Genomic DNA, 14,935 nt, shown 5'->3' with positions numbered 1-14,935 from the left:
GATGCTACTTCTTTCTATAGTTCTTTACATACTTCTCACCTTAGCCATAGGGGTCTATGCAAGCACCTTTGTAAAGAACTCAAAGGATTACCTTTTGGCGGGGAGAAATCTCCCCTTCTTTATGGCTACCTTTGTTGCCTTTGCCACCTGGTTTGGTGCAGAAACTGTTTTGGGGGCATCCTCTCAGATGGCAAAGGAAGGGCTTTGGGGCGTGATAGAGGACCCCTTTGGCGCAGCCCTCTGTCTAATATTGGTGGGTTTATTCTTTGCAAAGCCCCTGTATAGGCTGAACCTCTTGACCTTTGGAGATTTTTACAGAAGGTTTTACGGCAGAAAGGCGGAAATTGTGGCGAGCCTTTTACTCATAGCATCCTACTTTGGTTGGATCGGTGCCCAGATGCTTGCCATAGGTCTGATCCTGAGCATAACCACCGGCATTAGCATAAAGCTTGGAACTGTTATAGGTTCTTTGGTGGTGGTCTTTTACACCTTTTTGGGTGGCATGTGGGCAGTTTCTCTTACGGATTTTATCCAAACCATAATGATCATAGTAGGACTTTTGTTTGCCCTCTATGAAGTTTCTCAAGGCTTTAGCCAGATTCCTCAAGTTTTAGCTTCCCAACAGCCGGAGTTCTACAAGTTCTTTCCTTCTTTGAACCCCCACGAGTTCTTGCTATTTATCACCGCCCTTATTACCATAGGACTTGGTTCCATACCCCAGCAGGATGTCTTCCAAAGGGTTATGTCCTCTCGTTCAGAAAGGGTTGCAGTCTATTCTTCCATTACTGCGGGCTTTATGTATCTAACTATTGCCTTTATCCCTCTGATCCTTGCCATCTTCGCGAGGGTAAATTACCCAGAGCTTTTGAAACTTGACGCCCAACTGATGCTTCCTACGCTGATTATGGAGCATACATCTACCCTTACAAAGGTTCTATTCTTTGGGGCACTGCTTTCTGCCATAATGAGCACGTCCAGTTCTGCCATTCTTGCCCCTTCCGCAATTCTAAGTGAAAACCTTCTGAGGCCGATGTTTAAAAACCTCTCCGACAGGGGCTTCCTTTGGCTCACTAGGTTTTCTGTGATTTTGATAAGCTTTATTTCCCTTCTCTTTGCCCTCAGTGGAGAGTCCATCTTTCACTTGGTGGGAGACTCCTCCGCCTTGAGCTTGGTGTCTTTGTTTGTTCCCTTGGTGGCTGGACTTTACTTCAAGGGTTCTAATCAACACTCCGCGATATTTAGCATGGCTTCGGGCTTTTTCGTCTGGGCAGTTTTAAACTATGGCTTTGAGTATGAATTTTCCCTCCTTGCGGGGCTTTTTACAAGCCTCTTTGCCTATCTTTTGACTTCTCTCTTAAGCTCCGTACTTAGCAAGGCGCAGGGAGTGGGCAAACATAATGTTGATTAACTTCTTAGCTGGGAATATGCCGAGCTCTCCCTTAAGGCACTCCCTCTCGGTAAATCTTTGGGAAGTTCCTCCCAGCACATAGTCGGACTTCAAAAGCACCGGAACAGGATGCCAAGAGTGTCCTTTGAGCACAGAGGGCGTAGAGTGGTCTCCTGTGATCACCAGAACGCTTGGCTTTAGCTCAAGGATCTTTGGAAGGTTTTTGTCAAACTCCTCTATGACCTTGACCTTTCCTTCCCAGTTTCCGTCTTCGCCGTAAGAATCTGTCTTTTTTATGTGCAAGAAGAAAAAGTCATAATCGTTCCAAAGGCTTCTTAAGGTTTCTATCTCATCTTCTATGGAAGAGCCTTCAAAGTTTATAACATCCATTCCCACCAAGCTGGCAAGCCCCCTATACATAGGATAGACCGCAATGGCACAGGCTTTCAGCCCAAACCTCTCCTCAAAACCCTTCATCTTTGGCTTTTGGGAAAAGCCCCTCAAAAGCACATAGTTTGCCTTTGGCTCATCCTTTAAAAGCTCACCCACCTTATGCACGAACTTTTCCACTACCTCAGCCACCCTTTGGGCGTTGGCGTTCATGGCTATGGGTTTTAGGGGCTCCTTTCCTTCCTTTTGGGGGTCTGTGTCCTTTATTTGGTCTGAACCTTCGGGCAGTGGATGCGGAAACCTTAGCACCAGCGCAAACCTGTGCTCCATTCCCGGTTCAATGATCACCTCAACTCCGTCTATTTCCTTTATGTTTTCCTTGATCCTTTGGGTTATTCTCCTGTTTTCTTCTGTGGCAATCCTACCCGCCCTCCTGTCCTTCACTATAGGCTTGCCATCTACATACTCTACCGTTGCGTAGTTTCCTCTTATGGCGATGTCTGTGTCCTTTACCTCAATGCCAAGCCCAAGGGCTTCGAGGATCCCCCTTCCTATCTGATACTCAAGGGGGTCGTAGCCAAAGATTCCCAAGTGTCCGGGACCACTGCCGGGCGTGATGCCGTAATCCACCGGGATATGAAGACCAAGGGCACTTTCCTTTGCCAAGCTATCAAGGTTTGGCGTGTGGGCAAGCTCAAGCTCCGTTTTGCCATCCTTTACGGGAAGTCCACCGATTCCATCAAGAACTACAAGCAAAAGCTTGCTGTTGTTTTTCTGAACAAGTTTTTCAAGCATGATTATAATTTTAAACACGCCTCCGATGAGAAATTCAAAAAAGCTGTAAATCTTTTAAAAAAGCTTTGGCAGGGATAAGGCTTATTATAGCTTTCTCAGGAAGTCTCAAACACGGAGGTAATTTCTAACCCTAAGGTATAGGCCAACTTTATGATTTATATCATATCTTTTCCTTGACTTTAGTTTAAATTTAAGAGCCCATTTAACAACTAAAGGGAGACTTAGCCATGCGAAAAATATGGTTTGTAGCCCTCTTGCTTATTGCCAGCTTGCTGTCTTTAGTTTGGCTTGCAAGTAGCCAATCCACCGCCTCAAAAAGCCTAACAAAGGCAAATCCTTCACACACTCCTTCAATGCCCTCTAAGAAAGCTGTTTCTGCCAAGCTTGCGGACTTGGAGCGTGGATGGGTAAAAAATGAAGGACAGTGGGATGAAAGGGCACTCTTTTCTGCCCCAGGATACTTTGGCAACACATGGATAACTAAGGATGGCGATCTCTTGCATGTGGCAGTCAAGAAGGAAAAGTGCAAAGATAAGACAGAAAAAGCCAAAGGGTGCCCTTCCAAAAGCTGGGTGATTTCTGAACGCTGGGTGGGTGGAAAAGTTCAAACCATAAAGGGAGAAGAAGAACTCCAGACAAAGGTAAGCTACTTCATAGGAAACGACCCTTCCAAGCACAAATCTGGTCTTTCCACCTACAGGTATGTTTCTTTGGGTGAAGTATGGTCTGGAGTGGAGGTAAAGCTAAAGGCCACCCAAAAGACAGTGGAAAAGCTATTTTATGTCCAGCCCGGTGCAGACCCTTCTAAGATTGTGGTAGAGGTTGGCGGTGCTAAAGGTTTGAAGCTTTCTAAGCATGGAGAGATAATCATCAAGACTGGTTTGGGAGATTTAAAGCTTTCTAAACCCATAGCATGGCAGGAAAAGGATGGCAAAAAGCTTCCAGTGGAAGTCTCATACAAGCTAATTGGCAAAAACCGCTACAGCTTTGAGGTAGCCAAGGCAGACCCAAGCTTGCCTATTGTGATAGACCCAATCCTTCAATCGACCTACCTGGGAGGAAGCGGGGGCGATTATGCCTACGCCCTTGCCATCCATCCCACAACGGGTGATGTCTATGTGGCGGGAGATACAGAGTATACCAAATTTCCTGGTACTAATGACGGGGCGCAGGAAAGCCATGGAGGATCCTACTATGACGCCTTCGTGACAAGGCTGACTGCTGATTTGGCGGCGGATAGTGGTTCCGGTGGTAGTGGCGGTGGCGGTGGTTCTGGCGGTGGCGGCGGTGGCGGCGGTGGATGTTCTATGACTGGCTCCGCATCTTCTGTGGCTGGCTTGTGGAACATCCTCGTGTGGCTATCTGTCCCATTCTTTGCGTTGGCAAGAAGGATAAGAAGGAAATAAAAACCCTTGGGTCCCCTCCGGGGGACCTTTGATAAAATCTTTTAATGAAGCTGTTGATCTTTTTACATCAGAAAAGCTGGAAAAGTCCTCTGGAGGAATATTAATACTTTACTTGCTTACCTTCATAGTTTCCTTCAGGAAGTCTTGGCTGTTTAAATTTTCCCACACGATGTATGATATAATTTTAAACATCATGTACACTAGAATCTATCTTCCTCCTTCAATGGGCTACATGCAGGAATACACAAAGGACAAAAAGAAGCTCGCCCAGGAGTTTGAGGCGGTCCTGTTAAAGGAAGTTTTGAAAGAGGGCTTCAAAGGGTTTATGAACGGTAAAGGCTTTCAGCAAAGGTTATACTACGATGCCTTTTTGGAGAACTTAAGCAGGCACTTAGCCCTCAATGGAGGCGTGGGCATAGCCCAGTTCATCTTCAAAAACCTAAAGGATTGAGCTATCTGTCGGAACTGCTCAAATACTTGCTCAACCCTTCAAAGATCTTCTCTGGCTCTACTTTATACTCTCCCCTTTCCAGCTTTGCCTTTATCTCTGAAACTTTGCTTTCCAGTTCTGAAAGGTCGGGTTGTGGTCTGCTCTTTGCCACCTCTGAAAGCTCAACCTTTACCGCCTCTTGTTCTTTAACCTCTGCGGGCTTTTCCTTGCTTTTTCTTTCTTGCTCAAGGATATTATTTACCAAGTTCCATAAATCTACCCTTTCTATCATGGCTCTGAATATATTATCGTATTTTTTAAGGGAAGTTTAAGCCGAAAATGGACAGCGTGGAAAAGGCGAAAAAGCTCATAGAGGAGCTAAAGGAGAATAACCATCTCAAGCTTAGAAGGAGCTTTGGAGTAGGGCTGTATCTTTTTAACCTTCTGAAGAACAGACTTTCAAACAGCCATTTAGAGCTTTTAAAAAAGTTTGACTCCATGCCCTTTCCCAAAAAGGTTGCCATACTTCAGGAGATAGAGCAGGCATTAAACAAGGAGGAGCTCGTTCCAACAGTTTCTTTTGATGGGTATCCCAAAAAGCCCATAGAGAAGTTTTTTATCCCTATTGAAAGCTTAAAGATTTTAGACCCAAAGGAAAAGAAGCTTTTAAAGTCTTTGAACATAAAAGACCTGTATTCTGCCCTTTGGTATGTGCCCGTAAGGTATGAGGACCGAAGGCTAAACACCTCCATAAAAACCTCCATTCCCGGAAAGGCGGTTGCCCTAAAGGTCAAGGTGGTGGAAAGTTCATGGGAGCCAGATGCCAAGTATCCCATCTCTGTGTTATGTGAAGACGGCACCAGCTACCTTAGCCTAAAATACAGGTTCAAGGATAAAAGGGCACTTTTAAGCTTCAAAAAAGGCACCGAGCTTATAGTCTACGGAAAGCTCATGGAGTATAAGGGAGAAAAGTATATGGTCCATCCGGAACTGCTGAAGGAAGAGGAAGCTGGTAAAGTTTTGCCCTTTTATAACATAAGGGTAAAGTCTGCGGAAAGCATGTCTGCCAAACTAAGGCACAGGAAGGTAAGACAAGCCATTCAAAAGCTGTTGGAATACCTACGATACATGCCCGAATACCTACCCGAGGAACTTTTAAAAAAGCACAACCTCTACAGACTGCCAGAAAGTCTGTATTTTTTACACGCTCCCCATCAGTGGGATGAAAGGTTAAACACTTGGGACACACCAGCCCACCATCGGTTGATATACGAAGACCTTCTTCTTTTCCAGCTTGCCCTCCAGCTTAAAAGAAGAGAGATAAAATCCCTAAGGGCACCAAGGCTTTTGAGGGCAGAGGAGCACATACAGGAGTTTTTAAGGAGCCTTCCCTTTGGGCTAACCCAAGCCCAGCTCAGGGTCCTAAAAGAGATCTTAGAGGATGTGAAGCAAGAGACACCCATGAACCGGCTTTTGCAAGGAGATGTGGGAAGTGGAAAAACGGTGGTTGCAATGGCTATCTCCTACGCCTTTGCCAAGGAGGGTTATCAGTCCGCCATAATGGTCCCAACTGAGATACTGGCTTACCAACACTACGAAAACTTTAAAAGGTTTTTGGAACCCCTTGGCGTTAAGGTGGGACTTCTTACTTCTTCGGTAAAAACCGCCCAAAGGAGGAGCCTGCTGAGGCATATAAGAGAGGGCAACATACAGGTGGTAGTGGGGACCCACGCCCTCATACAGGAGGGTGTTAGTTTTAAAAGCTTGGGTTTTGCAGTGGTTGATGAACAGCACCGCTTTGGTGTTTTGCAGAGGAAAAGGCTCCTTGAAAAGTCAGAAGAATTCTTCCCCCACCTTCTTGTAATGTCTGCCACACCCATTCCAAGGACCCTTGCCCTTTCCCTGTATGGAGATTTGGATATTTCAATAATAGACCAGATGCCCGCAGGTAGAAAGCCCGTAATCACAAGGCTATTTTTTGAGTCCGAAATGGAAAAGGTTTTAAAGTTCATCAAAGAGGAGCTTCAAAAGGGACACAAGGCGTACGTTATATACCCTGTTATAGAGGATTCTCCTAAGCTTGAGCTAAAGTCTGCGGTAAAAGAGTTTGAACGATGGAAAGCCCTCTTCCCAGATAGGAAGGTTCTCCTCTTACATGGAAGGCTAAAAGACGAGGAAAAGAAAAGGGTAATGGAGGAGTTCAAACAGGATGGGGACATTCTTGTTTCCACGACGGTGGTAGAGGTGGGAGTGGATGTGCCAGATGCGACGGTTATGGTGATAGAATCCGCCCACCGTTTTGGGCTTTCTCAGCTTCATCAACTGAGGGGAAGGGTGGGCAGGTCCCAGCTTCAGTCCTTTTGCTTCCTTGTGGTTCCAGATCAGATGCGATATGACCAAGAAAGTCTAAAAAGGCTGAAGGTTTTAGTGCAAACTAACGATGGTTTTAAAATAGCAGAGGAGGACCTGAAGATGAGGGGTCCGGGGGAGCTTTTGGGAGAGAGCCAGTCTGGATACTTTGGTTTTTGGGTAGCAAACCTCCAGAGGGAAAGGGATAGACACTTCCTTGAAGTGTGTAAAAAAGATGCACAGGAGCTTTTAGAAAAGGACCCGTACCTTGAAAGATATCCAGAGCTAAGACAAGTGCTCTTTTACAGGTATTCGGAGGGGATAATAGCACCCCCTTGACATCCTCTAAAAAAGGTATATAATGATAGATGTAAATTGGAGTTTGGGGATTAGAAACTCCCTCCCCCTCCCTCCCCAAATTTGTTTGCCCCACCGCCAGGTGGGGCCTTTGTAAAAATGAAATTCCCAGAGTTGATCCCGGCAAAGTTCTTAAGAAGGTTAAACAGGTTTGTGGGAGAGGTATCCATCGAGGGCAAAAGAGTTTTTGCACACATAAGAAACACGGGGAGGCTGACGGAGCTTTTAAAGCCGGGCAACACGGTCTTTTTGAAGGAAAAGAATTCGGGGAAGTATCCCTTTGAAGTGCTCTTGGTGGATATGGGAAGTTCACTAGTTTGCATAGACTCTACAATCACCCCAAAGCTGTATGCAGAGTTTTTGAATTTGCCCGTTAGGTTTGAGCCCAAGTTTGAAAAGCATCGCTTTGACCTCATGTATGACAGCAGGGTGGTGGAAACAAAGTCTGTGAATTTGGTAGAAGATGGCGTAGCCCTCTTTCCGGACGCACCTACCGAGAGAGGAAGAAGGCACATACAAAAACTCATAGAACTTTCTGAGCAGGGCTTTGAACCTCAGCTAATTTTTGTGGTGCAAAGGGAAGATGCCTTAGTCTTCTCTCCAAACTACAAAGTGGATAAACCTTTCTCGGAGGCGGTCCAAGAATTCTACAACAGAGGGCTAACGGTTAAAGCTTTTCTGTGCAATGTTAGCCTGAGAGAAATCAGCATAAGCAGGGAGATAGAGGTTATATTTTTAAAAGATGGCTGAGATTATAGTTGCACCCCACGCAGGCTTTTGCTTCGGAGTTAGGAGGGCAATAGCCCTCGCAGAAAAGGTTTCTGCAGAAAAGGGTGGCAAGAGGATATGGTCTATGGGACCCCTCATTCACAACCCTCAAGAGGTCCAAAGGCTGAGGGGTTTAGGCATTGAAGTTATGGCCTCAGAAGAGGACGCCAAAGAGGGAGACACGGTGATCATCCGCTCCCACGGAATACCACCCCAGAAGGAAAGGGAACTTTTGCAAAAGGGCCTAAGGCTTGTGGATGCCACCTGTCCCTATGTGAAGGCAGTGCATCAGGCTGTGGAAAAGCTTGTGCAAGAGGGCTACTTTGTGGTACTGGTGGGAGAAAGGGACCATCCGGAGGTTATTGGCACACTTGGGTATTTGCAAGAGGCGGGTGGCACAGGCGTAGTAGTGGAAAAGAAAGAGGACTTGGAAAAGCTCAAAAACCTGGAGAGGGTTGGTGTGGTTGCCCAGACTACCCAAAGCGAGCAGTTCTTCAAAGAGGTAGTAGGTGAGCTTGCCCTATGGGTAAAGGAGCTAAAGGTCATAAACACCATCTGCAACGCCACTTCCGAAAGGCAGGAGGATGTTTATGAGTTGGCAGGGAAGGTGGATGTGATGATCATAGTGGGTGGTAAAAACAGTGGAAACACCCGTAGGCTTTATCAAATATCCTCCTCTTTGAACCCAAGGAGCTATCACGTAGAGACTGCAGAGGAGCTAAAGCCCGAATGGTTTGTGGGAGTCCAAAGGGTGGGTATAACCGCCGGTGCATCCACACCAGACTGGATTATAGAGCAGGTAAAAAGCAAGATTCAAGAGCTTTTATCATGAAGGTTTTTATGATTGACAACTACGACTCCTTTACCTACAACCTGGTGCAGTATTTTCAAATCCTCGGTGCAGAGGTGGTGGTAAAGAGAAACGACCAAACTACCATTGAGGAGATCAGAGAGTTATACCCCGATGCCATCGTTATATCCCCCGGTCCCTGCAGTCCAAAGGAGGCGGGCATTTCAGTGAAGGTAGTCCAGGAGCTATACAGAGATTATCCCATATTGGGCGTTTGCTTGGGGCATCAGTCCATCGGTTATGCCTTTGGGGCAAACATAGTCCGGGCAAAAAGGCTAATGCACGGAAAGACCTCTCTCATTACTCACACAGGAGAGGGTATATTCTCTGGCATTCCCAATCCCTTTACTGCAGTTAGATACCACTCTCTGGTCATAGACGAGCGCACCCTACCGCCCTTTCTCAAGGTAACCGCCCGCTCTGAGGAGGACGACGAGGTTATGGCAATCCAGCATACAGAGTACCCGGTCTTTGGAGTGCAGTTTCATCCAGAATCAGTGCTTTCGGAAGCCGGGATGGATATTTTGAAAAACTTCTTAACTATAGCCCAAGGCTATCGTCTATCCATCTAAGGTAATCTTCGTTTCCTCCCAGAATGGGGAGGGCTATGATCTCGGGAACCGTGTAGGGATGGACACTCTTTACTTCTTTTATAAGCTCTTCCAACTTTTGGAGAGAAGTTTTTATCATCAGCAGGCTCTCTTTGTCCCTTTCAATGTTTCCCTTCCACCAGTAGATGGAATTTACCTCCGGCACCACATTGACACAGGCACCCAGCTTATTTTTCACAATGTAGTCTGCGAGTTCTAAGCCTTTATCCGTAGGAATTGTTATCAAGACCACTACATGTTTCCAGTCCATGGCTTATATAATTATACCCATGGAAAGGGTACTTATTTTCAACCCAGAGGGAGACAGAGAGCCAAGCAAGAGAAAGATAGTCTTTGGTAACCCCACCAACATTATGGAACTTAACAACGTCAAATATCAGTGGGCTTTTGACCTATACAAGACTATGGGCTTTACCAACTTTTGGATCCCGGAAGAAATTCCGATGCTAGAGGACAAAAAGCAGTATGAGAGGCTTTTGTCCGAGCATGAGCGGAGAGCCTACGAGCTTGTTATCAGCTTTTTGATAGCCTTGGATTCCTATCAGGTTAATATGCTAAAGGAGTTTGCCCGGTATTTGACTGCACCGGAGTTGGTTATGGCAATTACCTCTCAGGAGTTCCAAGAGGCACTGCACTCTTACTCTTACCAGTTCATCCTTGAGAGCGTCGTGGAGCCTACCAAGGCGGACGAAATCTACAACTACTGGCGTCAGGACGAAAAGCTTATGGAAAGAAACAAGGTAGTAGCTGAAGTTTACAACGAGTTTATAAAAAATCCCACCGAGGAGAACTTTATAAAGGCTGTCTTTGGAAACTATGTCTTGGAGAGCCTGTACTTTTATTCGGGCTTTGCCTTCTTTTACACCCTTGGCAGGCAGGGGAAGATGCTAAACACCGTCCAGCAGATCAAATACATCAACAGGGATGAGCTGACTCACGTGACGCTCTTTAGGAACATAATAAATACCCTCAAGGAGGAACAGCCTGACCTATTTACACCCGAGATCAACAAGTGGGTCTATGAGTTTTTCAAGTTTGCCACCGAAAAGGAAATAGAATGGGGCAAGTATGTTACCAACAACCAAATCCTTGGGCTAAACGACAAGCTCATTGAAAGGTATATAAAGTATCTTGCCAACCTCAGGCTCACTCAGATAGGCTATGAGCCCCTTTATCCGGAGGTTACAGAAAACCCCATGAAGTGGATAGACCAGTTCAGGACCATAAACGATACAAAAACAGACTTCTTCCAAGCAAAGCCTCAAACCTACGCCAAAAGAAGCGAACTAAAGTGGTAAAGCACTCTGCCAAGCTCATTGCCAGCTACTCTTATAGAAAGCTAAGATACACTCCAAACCATCCCCTTAGGATCCCCAGAGTCAGCCTTCTTTTGGAGTTTTTGAAGGCTATGGAGCTTTTGGAAGATGGGGAATGGGTGGAGAGTAGACCCGCCCAGTGGGAGGAACTCACGCTCTTTCACGAAGAGGAATATCTTTTAGCCCTCCAGAGGGCAGACCAGGAGGGTAGGGTGAGTAAAGAAGTAAGGGAGAGATTCCATATTGGAACCATTGAAAACCCAGTTTCTCCCGCCATGTGGAAGGGTTCTTTGCTTGCCACTGGTTCTTCGGTGCAGGCGGTCCAGCTCTTTTTGGAGGGCAATTTAGCCTTCAACCCGGCGGGTGGTATGCATCACGCCTACCCAAGCAGGGCCAATGGCTTTTGCTTTATCAACGATCCGGCAGTGGCAATAAACTACCTAAAACAGAAAGGCTACCGCAAAATCCTTTACATAGACTTAGATGCCCATCACTGCGATGGTGTGCAGGATGGCTTTTACGAGGATGACGAGGTTTTTGTCCTTTCCCTTCATCAGTCTCCTGAGTATGCCTTTCCTTTTAACAGGGGCTTTTTGGAGGAAAGAGGCAGAGGCAAAGGAAAGGGCTACAATCTGAACATCCCACTGCCCAAAGGCATCAACGACAGTGAGTTTTTGTACGCTTTAGAAAAAGCCATTGATATAGTAAAGGATATCTTTGAACCGGAGGTATACGTGCTCCAGCTGGGGACAGATACCCTCAAAGAGGACTATCTTTCAAAGTTTGAGCTCTCCAACTGGGGGTTTTTGAGGGCTTTTAGGTTGGTAAAAGACGCTTTTGGAGAGGGCATTTATTTAGGTGGGGGTGGCTATCATCCCATAGCCTTGGCGAGGGCTTGGGCACTGATCTGGTGCGAGCTCTCCCAAAGGGAAATTCCAAAGTTTTTAACTCCAAAGGCAAAGGAGGTGCTTTTAAAGGTGGATTTTGAAGAGTTTGAAGAAGAGGACAAAAGCTACATGTTTGAAAGGCTCTTGGATGAGCCAAGGGAAGGAGAAGTGAGGCAGGAAGTAAAAGATATTCTTGAGAAAGCAAGGGCTTTAGTCTATTCTTAGCCTGTGTTCCCGGGCACGCTGGAGATATTCTATGAGTTCTTCCTTCTTTTCGTTCTCTATAAGCCCTTTTAGTTTCTCCAAGGATTGGATAAACTCCTCTATTGCCCAAAGCAGGTTCTCCCTGTTTTCCAAAAATATGTCCCTCCACATTACAGGGTCCGAGGCGGCAATACGGGTAAAGTCCTTAAAGCCACCGCCGGGGTATAGAAAAAGGTCTATGTTTGTTTTTTTGCTTAGCTTTTCCATGGCGTCCATAAGGGCAAAGGCTACTGCGTGAGGAAGATGGGAAACCGCACCAAAAACCACATCATGAACAAAGGGATCCATGAATTCTACAAAGGCGTCAAGCCTTTCCCACATGAACTTGACCTTTTGGAGGGCTAACCGGTCCGTTCTCTGTGTGGGTGTTAAAACTACCCTTTTGTTTTTAAAGAGCTCTGGGTTGCTGTATTGGACGCCGGACTTTTCTGTGCCCGCTATAGGATGCCCTCCCACAAAATACCCACCAAAGAAATCCTCCATCATATACACGAGCCTGCCCTTCACACTACCAAGGTCTGTGATTAGGACTTTCTCATCAAGCACCTCTTTTAGTCCTCTGGCAACCTGTTCAAAGGCTCCCACGGGTACCGCCAGCACCACAAGATCTGGCTCAAAGTCTCTTAGGGCTAACATTTGAGTGGAACCCTCATCTATCACTCCAAGCTCCTTTCCCCTTTTTATTGCCTCGGGGTTTATGTCCATGCCAAAGGTTGAACAGCCAAGGCGGGATTTCACCGCGAGGGAAAAGGAACCTCCCATAAAGCCCACGCCCACGATGGCAACTCTCTTAAACATTCTCCTTTACCTGCTCTATGGAGGTTTCCTTTTTTCTCCTCCCCAGCTTCCCAAAGATGAGAGAAATTTCATAAAGCAATATGAGGGGTATAGCCATAAGCACTTGGGTGGTGGCATCTGGAGCTATAAAGGCGCCTATCACAAAGGCTATGACTATAAAGTATTTTCTGAAGGCTTTTAATTGCTGTTCGGAAACTATGCCCGCCCTCTGCAAAAGGTACAGAACAATTGGCAACTGAAAAGCCAAACCAAAGCCCACGATCATCTTTAGCAAGAAGGACACATAAAGATTTACCGAAAGGTAGGGAGTAGCCTGCAATTGGGAAAAGCCTATGCCTATTAAAAACTTTAGGGCTATGGGCATCACCAAAAAGTAGGCAAAGCTTACACCCAAAAGAAAGAGTATGATAGAAAAGAGGGTTATAGGGATCACCAACCTTTTCTCATGAGGATAAAGGGCTGGCTCCACAAACTTCCAAAGCTGATAGAGGATAACAGGAGAGGAGAGAATAAAGCCAAAAACCACCGAAATCTTTATGAGTATGAAGAGAGGCTCTGTGGGGGAAAGGGTTATGAGCTGGACCTGAGGGTAGGCCCTCTTTACAGGCTCCTTTAGCACTTCAAAAATATACTGGGCTAAGTAGAAGGCTGCGCCAGTGGCAACCAAAAAGGCTACAACGGACTTAATCAGCCTTTGTCTTAGTTCCCTCAGATGTTCCGTCAGCGGCATCTTGGGAAGTTCTTGACCCATCCTCTAACACCTCTTCAGTTTTAGTCTCTTCCTCCAAGCTATTGGACTCTTCTGTAAGCTTCATGGTTTCCTCTAACACTTCTTCAGTTTTAGCCTCCTCTTCTAAGTTTTTGGATTCTTCCATAACCTTTCTGTTAATCTCCTCTAAATACATCTGATATCTGAGCTCATCCCAAGTTTCCCTTACCTTTCTGAGCAGTTCTCCCAGCTTTCCCGCCAGTTCTATGGTCTTTTCTGGTCCCAAGACAATCAAAGCTACCAAAAGGATCAGAATTAACTCAGGAAAGTCCATTTGGGATTATTATAAGCCCAAGCTTTTTCTGATGCTCTTTTCAAAAAAGGAGACCATGTACATAAACTTCCTGTCCTCCCTGCATCTTTGCTCCACCTTTTTTACCGCGTACATAACTGCGGTGTGGTCCTTTTTGCCAAAGAACTCACCAATCTGAGAGTAGGGTAGGTTTAGAATGGTTTTACACAGAAACATGGCTATATGTCTGGCGTTTATCATCCTTCTCTCTTTGGTATCCTTTTTTAATAGCTCTGGGTTTAGCTTAAAGCCCTTTGCCACCGTGTTGATTATCAACTGAACCTTTTTTTCTTTGTCTAACTCCTCAGACTTTGGAAGCCTTTTTATACCACTTACCTTTAAGGTTTTCACAAAGCCCTCTATCTCCCTAACGTTGTAGCCGGTGTTTTCAAAGACATAGTCTATGGTCTCTTGGTCTAAGGGCAGTCCGTAAAGGATCAGTTTTTGTTTTATGATACGTCTTTTGGTCTCCTCGTCCAAACCGATCTCTATGATCAAACCACTTTCGAACCGGCTGACGAGCCTCTCTGAAACATCCTTCAGGTCTCTGGGATGCCTGTCGCTAACCAAGACGATCTGCTTTTCCTCCGCCTGAAGCTTTTCGTAAATTCTAAAGAGCTCAATTTGGGTTCTCTCTTTGCCTACCAAAAATTGCACATCGTCCAAGAGTAAAACATCCAAATTAAAGAACCTCTCCCTGAACTCCTCCACCCTGTTTTCTTTGAAAGCCTTGACCATGCTGTCCGAGAAGTCCATGAGGGGGATGTAAAGCACCCTATACCGGGCTTTGAGCTGGTTGCCAATGGCGTGCAAAAGGTGGGTTTTTCCAAGACCAGACCTTCCGTATATGAAGAGAGGATTAAAAAGCTTGCCCGGGTTTTTTGTCACCTCAAGGCACACCTTATAAGCGAGCTCGTTGGACGGTCCTACCACAAAGTTTTCAAAGGTGTATTTATCTAAGAGGTTGTCCTTTGGGCTTTCTATTTCCTTTTGCTCTTTTCTTTCTCCTTCGCACTCTACCACTACCTTTTTGCCAAAGCCCTTAAGGCGGGTGCTAAGGTAGGCAATAGCCCACCTTTTGTATTCTTCGTTTGGAGTCAGAATCAGTATCTTATCTGTATCCTCCCTTATTAGAAACTGTCTGAAGATTCCAACTGCGAACTTGTCTAAGCTCTCTATGAGATTTAAGAAGCTACCCCCTTCCATGGTTTGGAATAGCATAAGGGAATGGCAGGAGGTTTTGTTAAGAAATTGTTAAGAAATTTC

At 45.8% G+C, this 14,935-nt stretch carries 16 protein-coding genes; 9 read left to right on the top strand and 7 right to left on the bottom strand.

Annotation, left to right across the window (positions count from 1 at the left end; genetic code table 11):
- The first annotated feature begins 1 nt into the window (after position 1).
- A complete protein-coding gene (locus THERU_RS00080; protein ID WP_025305247.1) occupies positions 2-1,408 on the top strand; it encodes a high affinity choline transporter 1 in 1,407 nt (468 codons plus the stop codon).
- On the opposite strand, the gene THERU_RS00075 is transcribed toward THERU_RS00080, so the two are convergent.
- Positions 1,355-2,572, bottom strand: coding sequence for a 2,3-bisphosphoglycerate-independent phosphoglycerate mutase (locus THERU_RS00075; RefSeq protein ID WP_038531905.1), 1,218 nt, complete (start codon positions 2,570-2,572; stop codon positions 1,355-1,357). The two genes, THERU_RS00080 and THERU_RS00075, sit on opposite strands and share 54 nt — an antisense overlap.
- 227 nt (positions 2,573-2,799) lie before the next feature.
- On the opposite strand from THERU_RS00075, the gene THERU_RS08520 reads away from it, so the two are divergent.
- Complete coding sequence (locus THERU_RS08520; RefSeq protein WP_025305245.1) at positions 2,800-3,978, top strand: DUF7948 domain-containing protein; 1,179 nt, start codon at positions 2,800-2,802, stop codon at positions 3,976-3,978.
- A 193-nt stretch (positions 3,979-4,171) separates the two neighbouring features.
- Positions 4,172-4,429, top strand: coding sequence for a hypothetical protein (locus THERU_RS08515; protein ID WP_156916175.1), 258 nt, complete (start codon positions 4,172-4,174; stop codon positions 4,427-4,429).
- Between the two features lies 1 nt (position 4,430).
- On the opposite strand, the gene THERU_RS00060 is transcribed toward THERU_RS08515, so the two are convergent.
- Positions 4,431-4,700 carry a flagellar biosynthesis anti-sigma factor FlgM gene (locus THERU_RS00060; RefSeq protein WP_025305243.1) on the bottom strand — a complete coding sequence of 90 codons (270 nt, stop codon included), beginning with the start codon at positions 4,698-4,700 and terminating at the stop codon, positions 4,431-4,433.
- Positions 4,701-4,747: 47 nt separating this feature from the next.
- Between THERU_RS00060 and recG the strand changes: the two genes are divergently transcribed.
- From recG to THERU_RS00040, 4 genes are all read left to right on the top strand, one after another.
- Positions 4,748-7,096 carry an ATP-dependent DNA helicase RecG gene (gene recG, locus THERU_RS00055; protein ID WP_025305242.1) on the top strand — a complete coding sequence of 783 codons (2,349 nt, stop codon included), beginning with the start codon at positions 4,748-4,750 and terminating at the stop codon, positions 7,094-7,096.
- 117 nt (positions 7,097-7,213) lie between these two features.
- The gene (gene sfsA, locus THERU_RS00050; protein ID WP_025305241.1) at positions 7,214-7,864 is read left to right on the top strand and encodes a DNA/RNA nuclease SfsA; all 651 of its coding nucleotides are present in this window, start codon (positions 7,214-7,216) and stop codon (positions 7,862-7,864) included.
- Entirely contained in the window at positions 7,857-8,714 is an 858-nt protein-coding gene (ispH, locus tag THERU_RS00045) for a 4-hydroxy-3-methylbut-2-enyl diphosphate reductase (protein WP_025305240.1), read from the top strand. Before sfsA ends, ispH begins: the two co-directional genes overlap by 8 nt.
- On the top strand, positions 8,711-9,304 hold the full coding sequence (locus THERU_RS00040) for an anthranilate synthase component II (protein WP_025305239.1): 594 nt from the start codon (positions 8,711-8,713) through the stop codon (positions 9,302-9,304). The genes ispH and THERU_RS00040 overlap by 4 nt, the downstream gene beginning before the upstream one ends.
- Here THERU_RS00040 and cutA read toward each other — a convergent pair.
- Positions 9,273-9,593, bottom strand: coding sequence for a divalent-cation tolerance protein CutA (gene cutA / locus THERU_RS00035; RefSeq protein WP_025305238.1), 321 nt, complete (start codon positions 9,591-9,593; stop codon positions 9,273-9,275). The genes THERU_RS00040 and cutA overlap by 32 nt on opposite strands.
- A 19-nt stretch (positions 9,594-9,612) precedes the next feature.
- On the opposite strand from cutA, the gene THERU_RS00030 reads away from it, so the two are divergent.
- The gene (locus THERU_RS00030; protein ID WP_038532303.1) at positions 9,613-10,641 is read left to right on the top strand and encodes a ribonucleotide-diphosphate reductase subunit beta; all 1,029 of its coding nucleotides are present in this window, start codon (positions 9,613-9,615) and stop codon (positions 10,639-10,641) included.
- Positions 10,635-11,771 (top strand): acetoin utilization protein AcuC, encoded by a 1,137-nt coding sequence (locus THERU_RS00025; RefSeq protein WP_025305236.1) that lies wholly within the window; start codon positions 10,635-10,637, stop codon positions 11,769-11,771. Before THERU_RS00030 ends, THERU_RS00025 begins: the two co-directional genes overlap by 7 nt.
- Here the strand turns inward: THERU_RS00025 and THERU_RS00020 are convergent.
- The 4 genes from THERU_RS00020 to THERU_RS00005 are packed head-to-tail and all read right to left on the bottom strand — an operon-like array spanning position 11,757 to position 14,875.
- Complete coding sequence (locus THERU_RS00020) at positions 11,757-12,608, bottom strand: prephenate dehydrogenase (protein ID WP_025305235.1); 852 nt, start codon at positions 12,606-12,608, stop codon at positions 11,757-11,759. The genes THERU_RS00025 and THERU_RS00020 overlap by 15 nt on opposite strands.
- Positions 12,601-13,338 (bottom strand): twin-arginine translocase subunit TatC, encoded by a 738-nt coding sequence (tatC, locus tag THERU_RS00015; RefSeq protein ID WP_025305234.1) that lies wholly within the window; start codon positions 13,336-13,338, stop codon positions 12,601-12,603. Before tatC ends, THERU_RS00020 begins: the two co-directional genes overlap by 8 nt.
- Positions 13,292-13,651: a twin-arginine translocase TatA/TatE family subunit gene (locus THERU_RS00010; RefSeq protein WP_025305233.1), complete on the bottom strand. Its 360-nt coding sequence runs from the start codon at positions 13,649-13,651 to the stop codon at positions 13,292-13,294. The genes tatC and THERU_RS00010 overlap by 47 nt, the downstream gene beginning before the upstream one ends.
- A 9-nt stretch (positions 13,652-13,660) precedes the next feature.
- Positions 13,661-14,875, bottom strand: coding sequence for a chromosomal replication initiator protein DnaA (locus tag THERU_RS00005; RefSeq protein ID WP_025305232.1), 1,215 nt, complete (start codon positions 14,873-14,875; stop codon positions 13,661-13,663).
- Positions 14,876-14,935: the final 60 nt, after the last annotated feature.

The organism is Thermocrinis ruber, assembly GCF_000512735.1.
Lineage (GTDB): Bacteria > Aquificota > Aquificia > Aquificales > Aquificaceae > Thermocrinis > Thermocrinis ruber.
The sequence above is the reverse complement of the archived record's forward strand: the minus strand, read 5'-3'. Positions and strand labels throughout refer to the sequence as shown.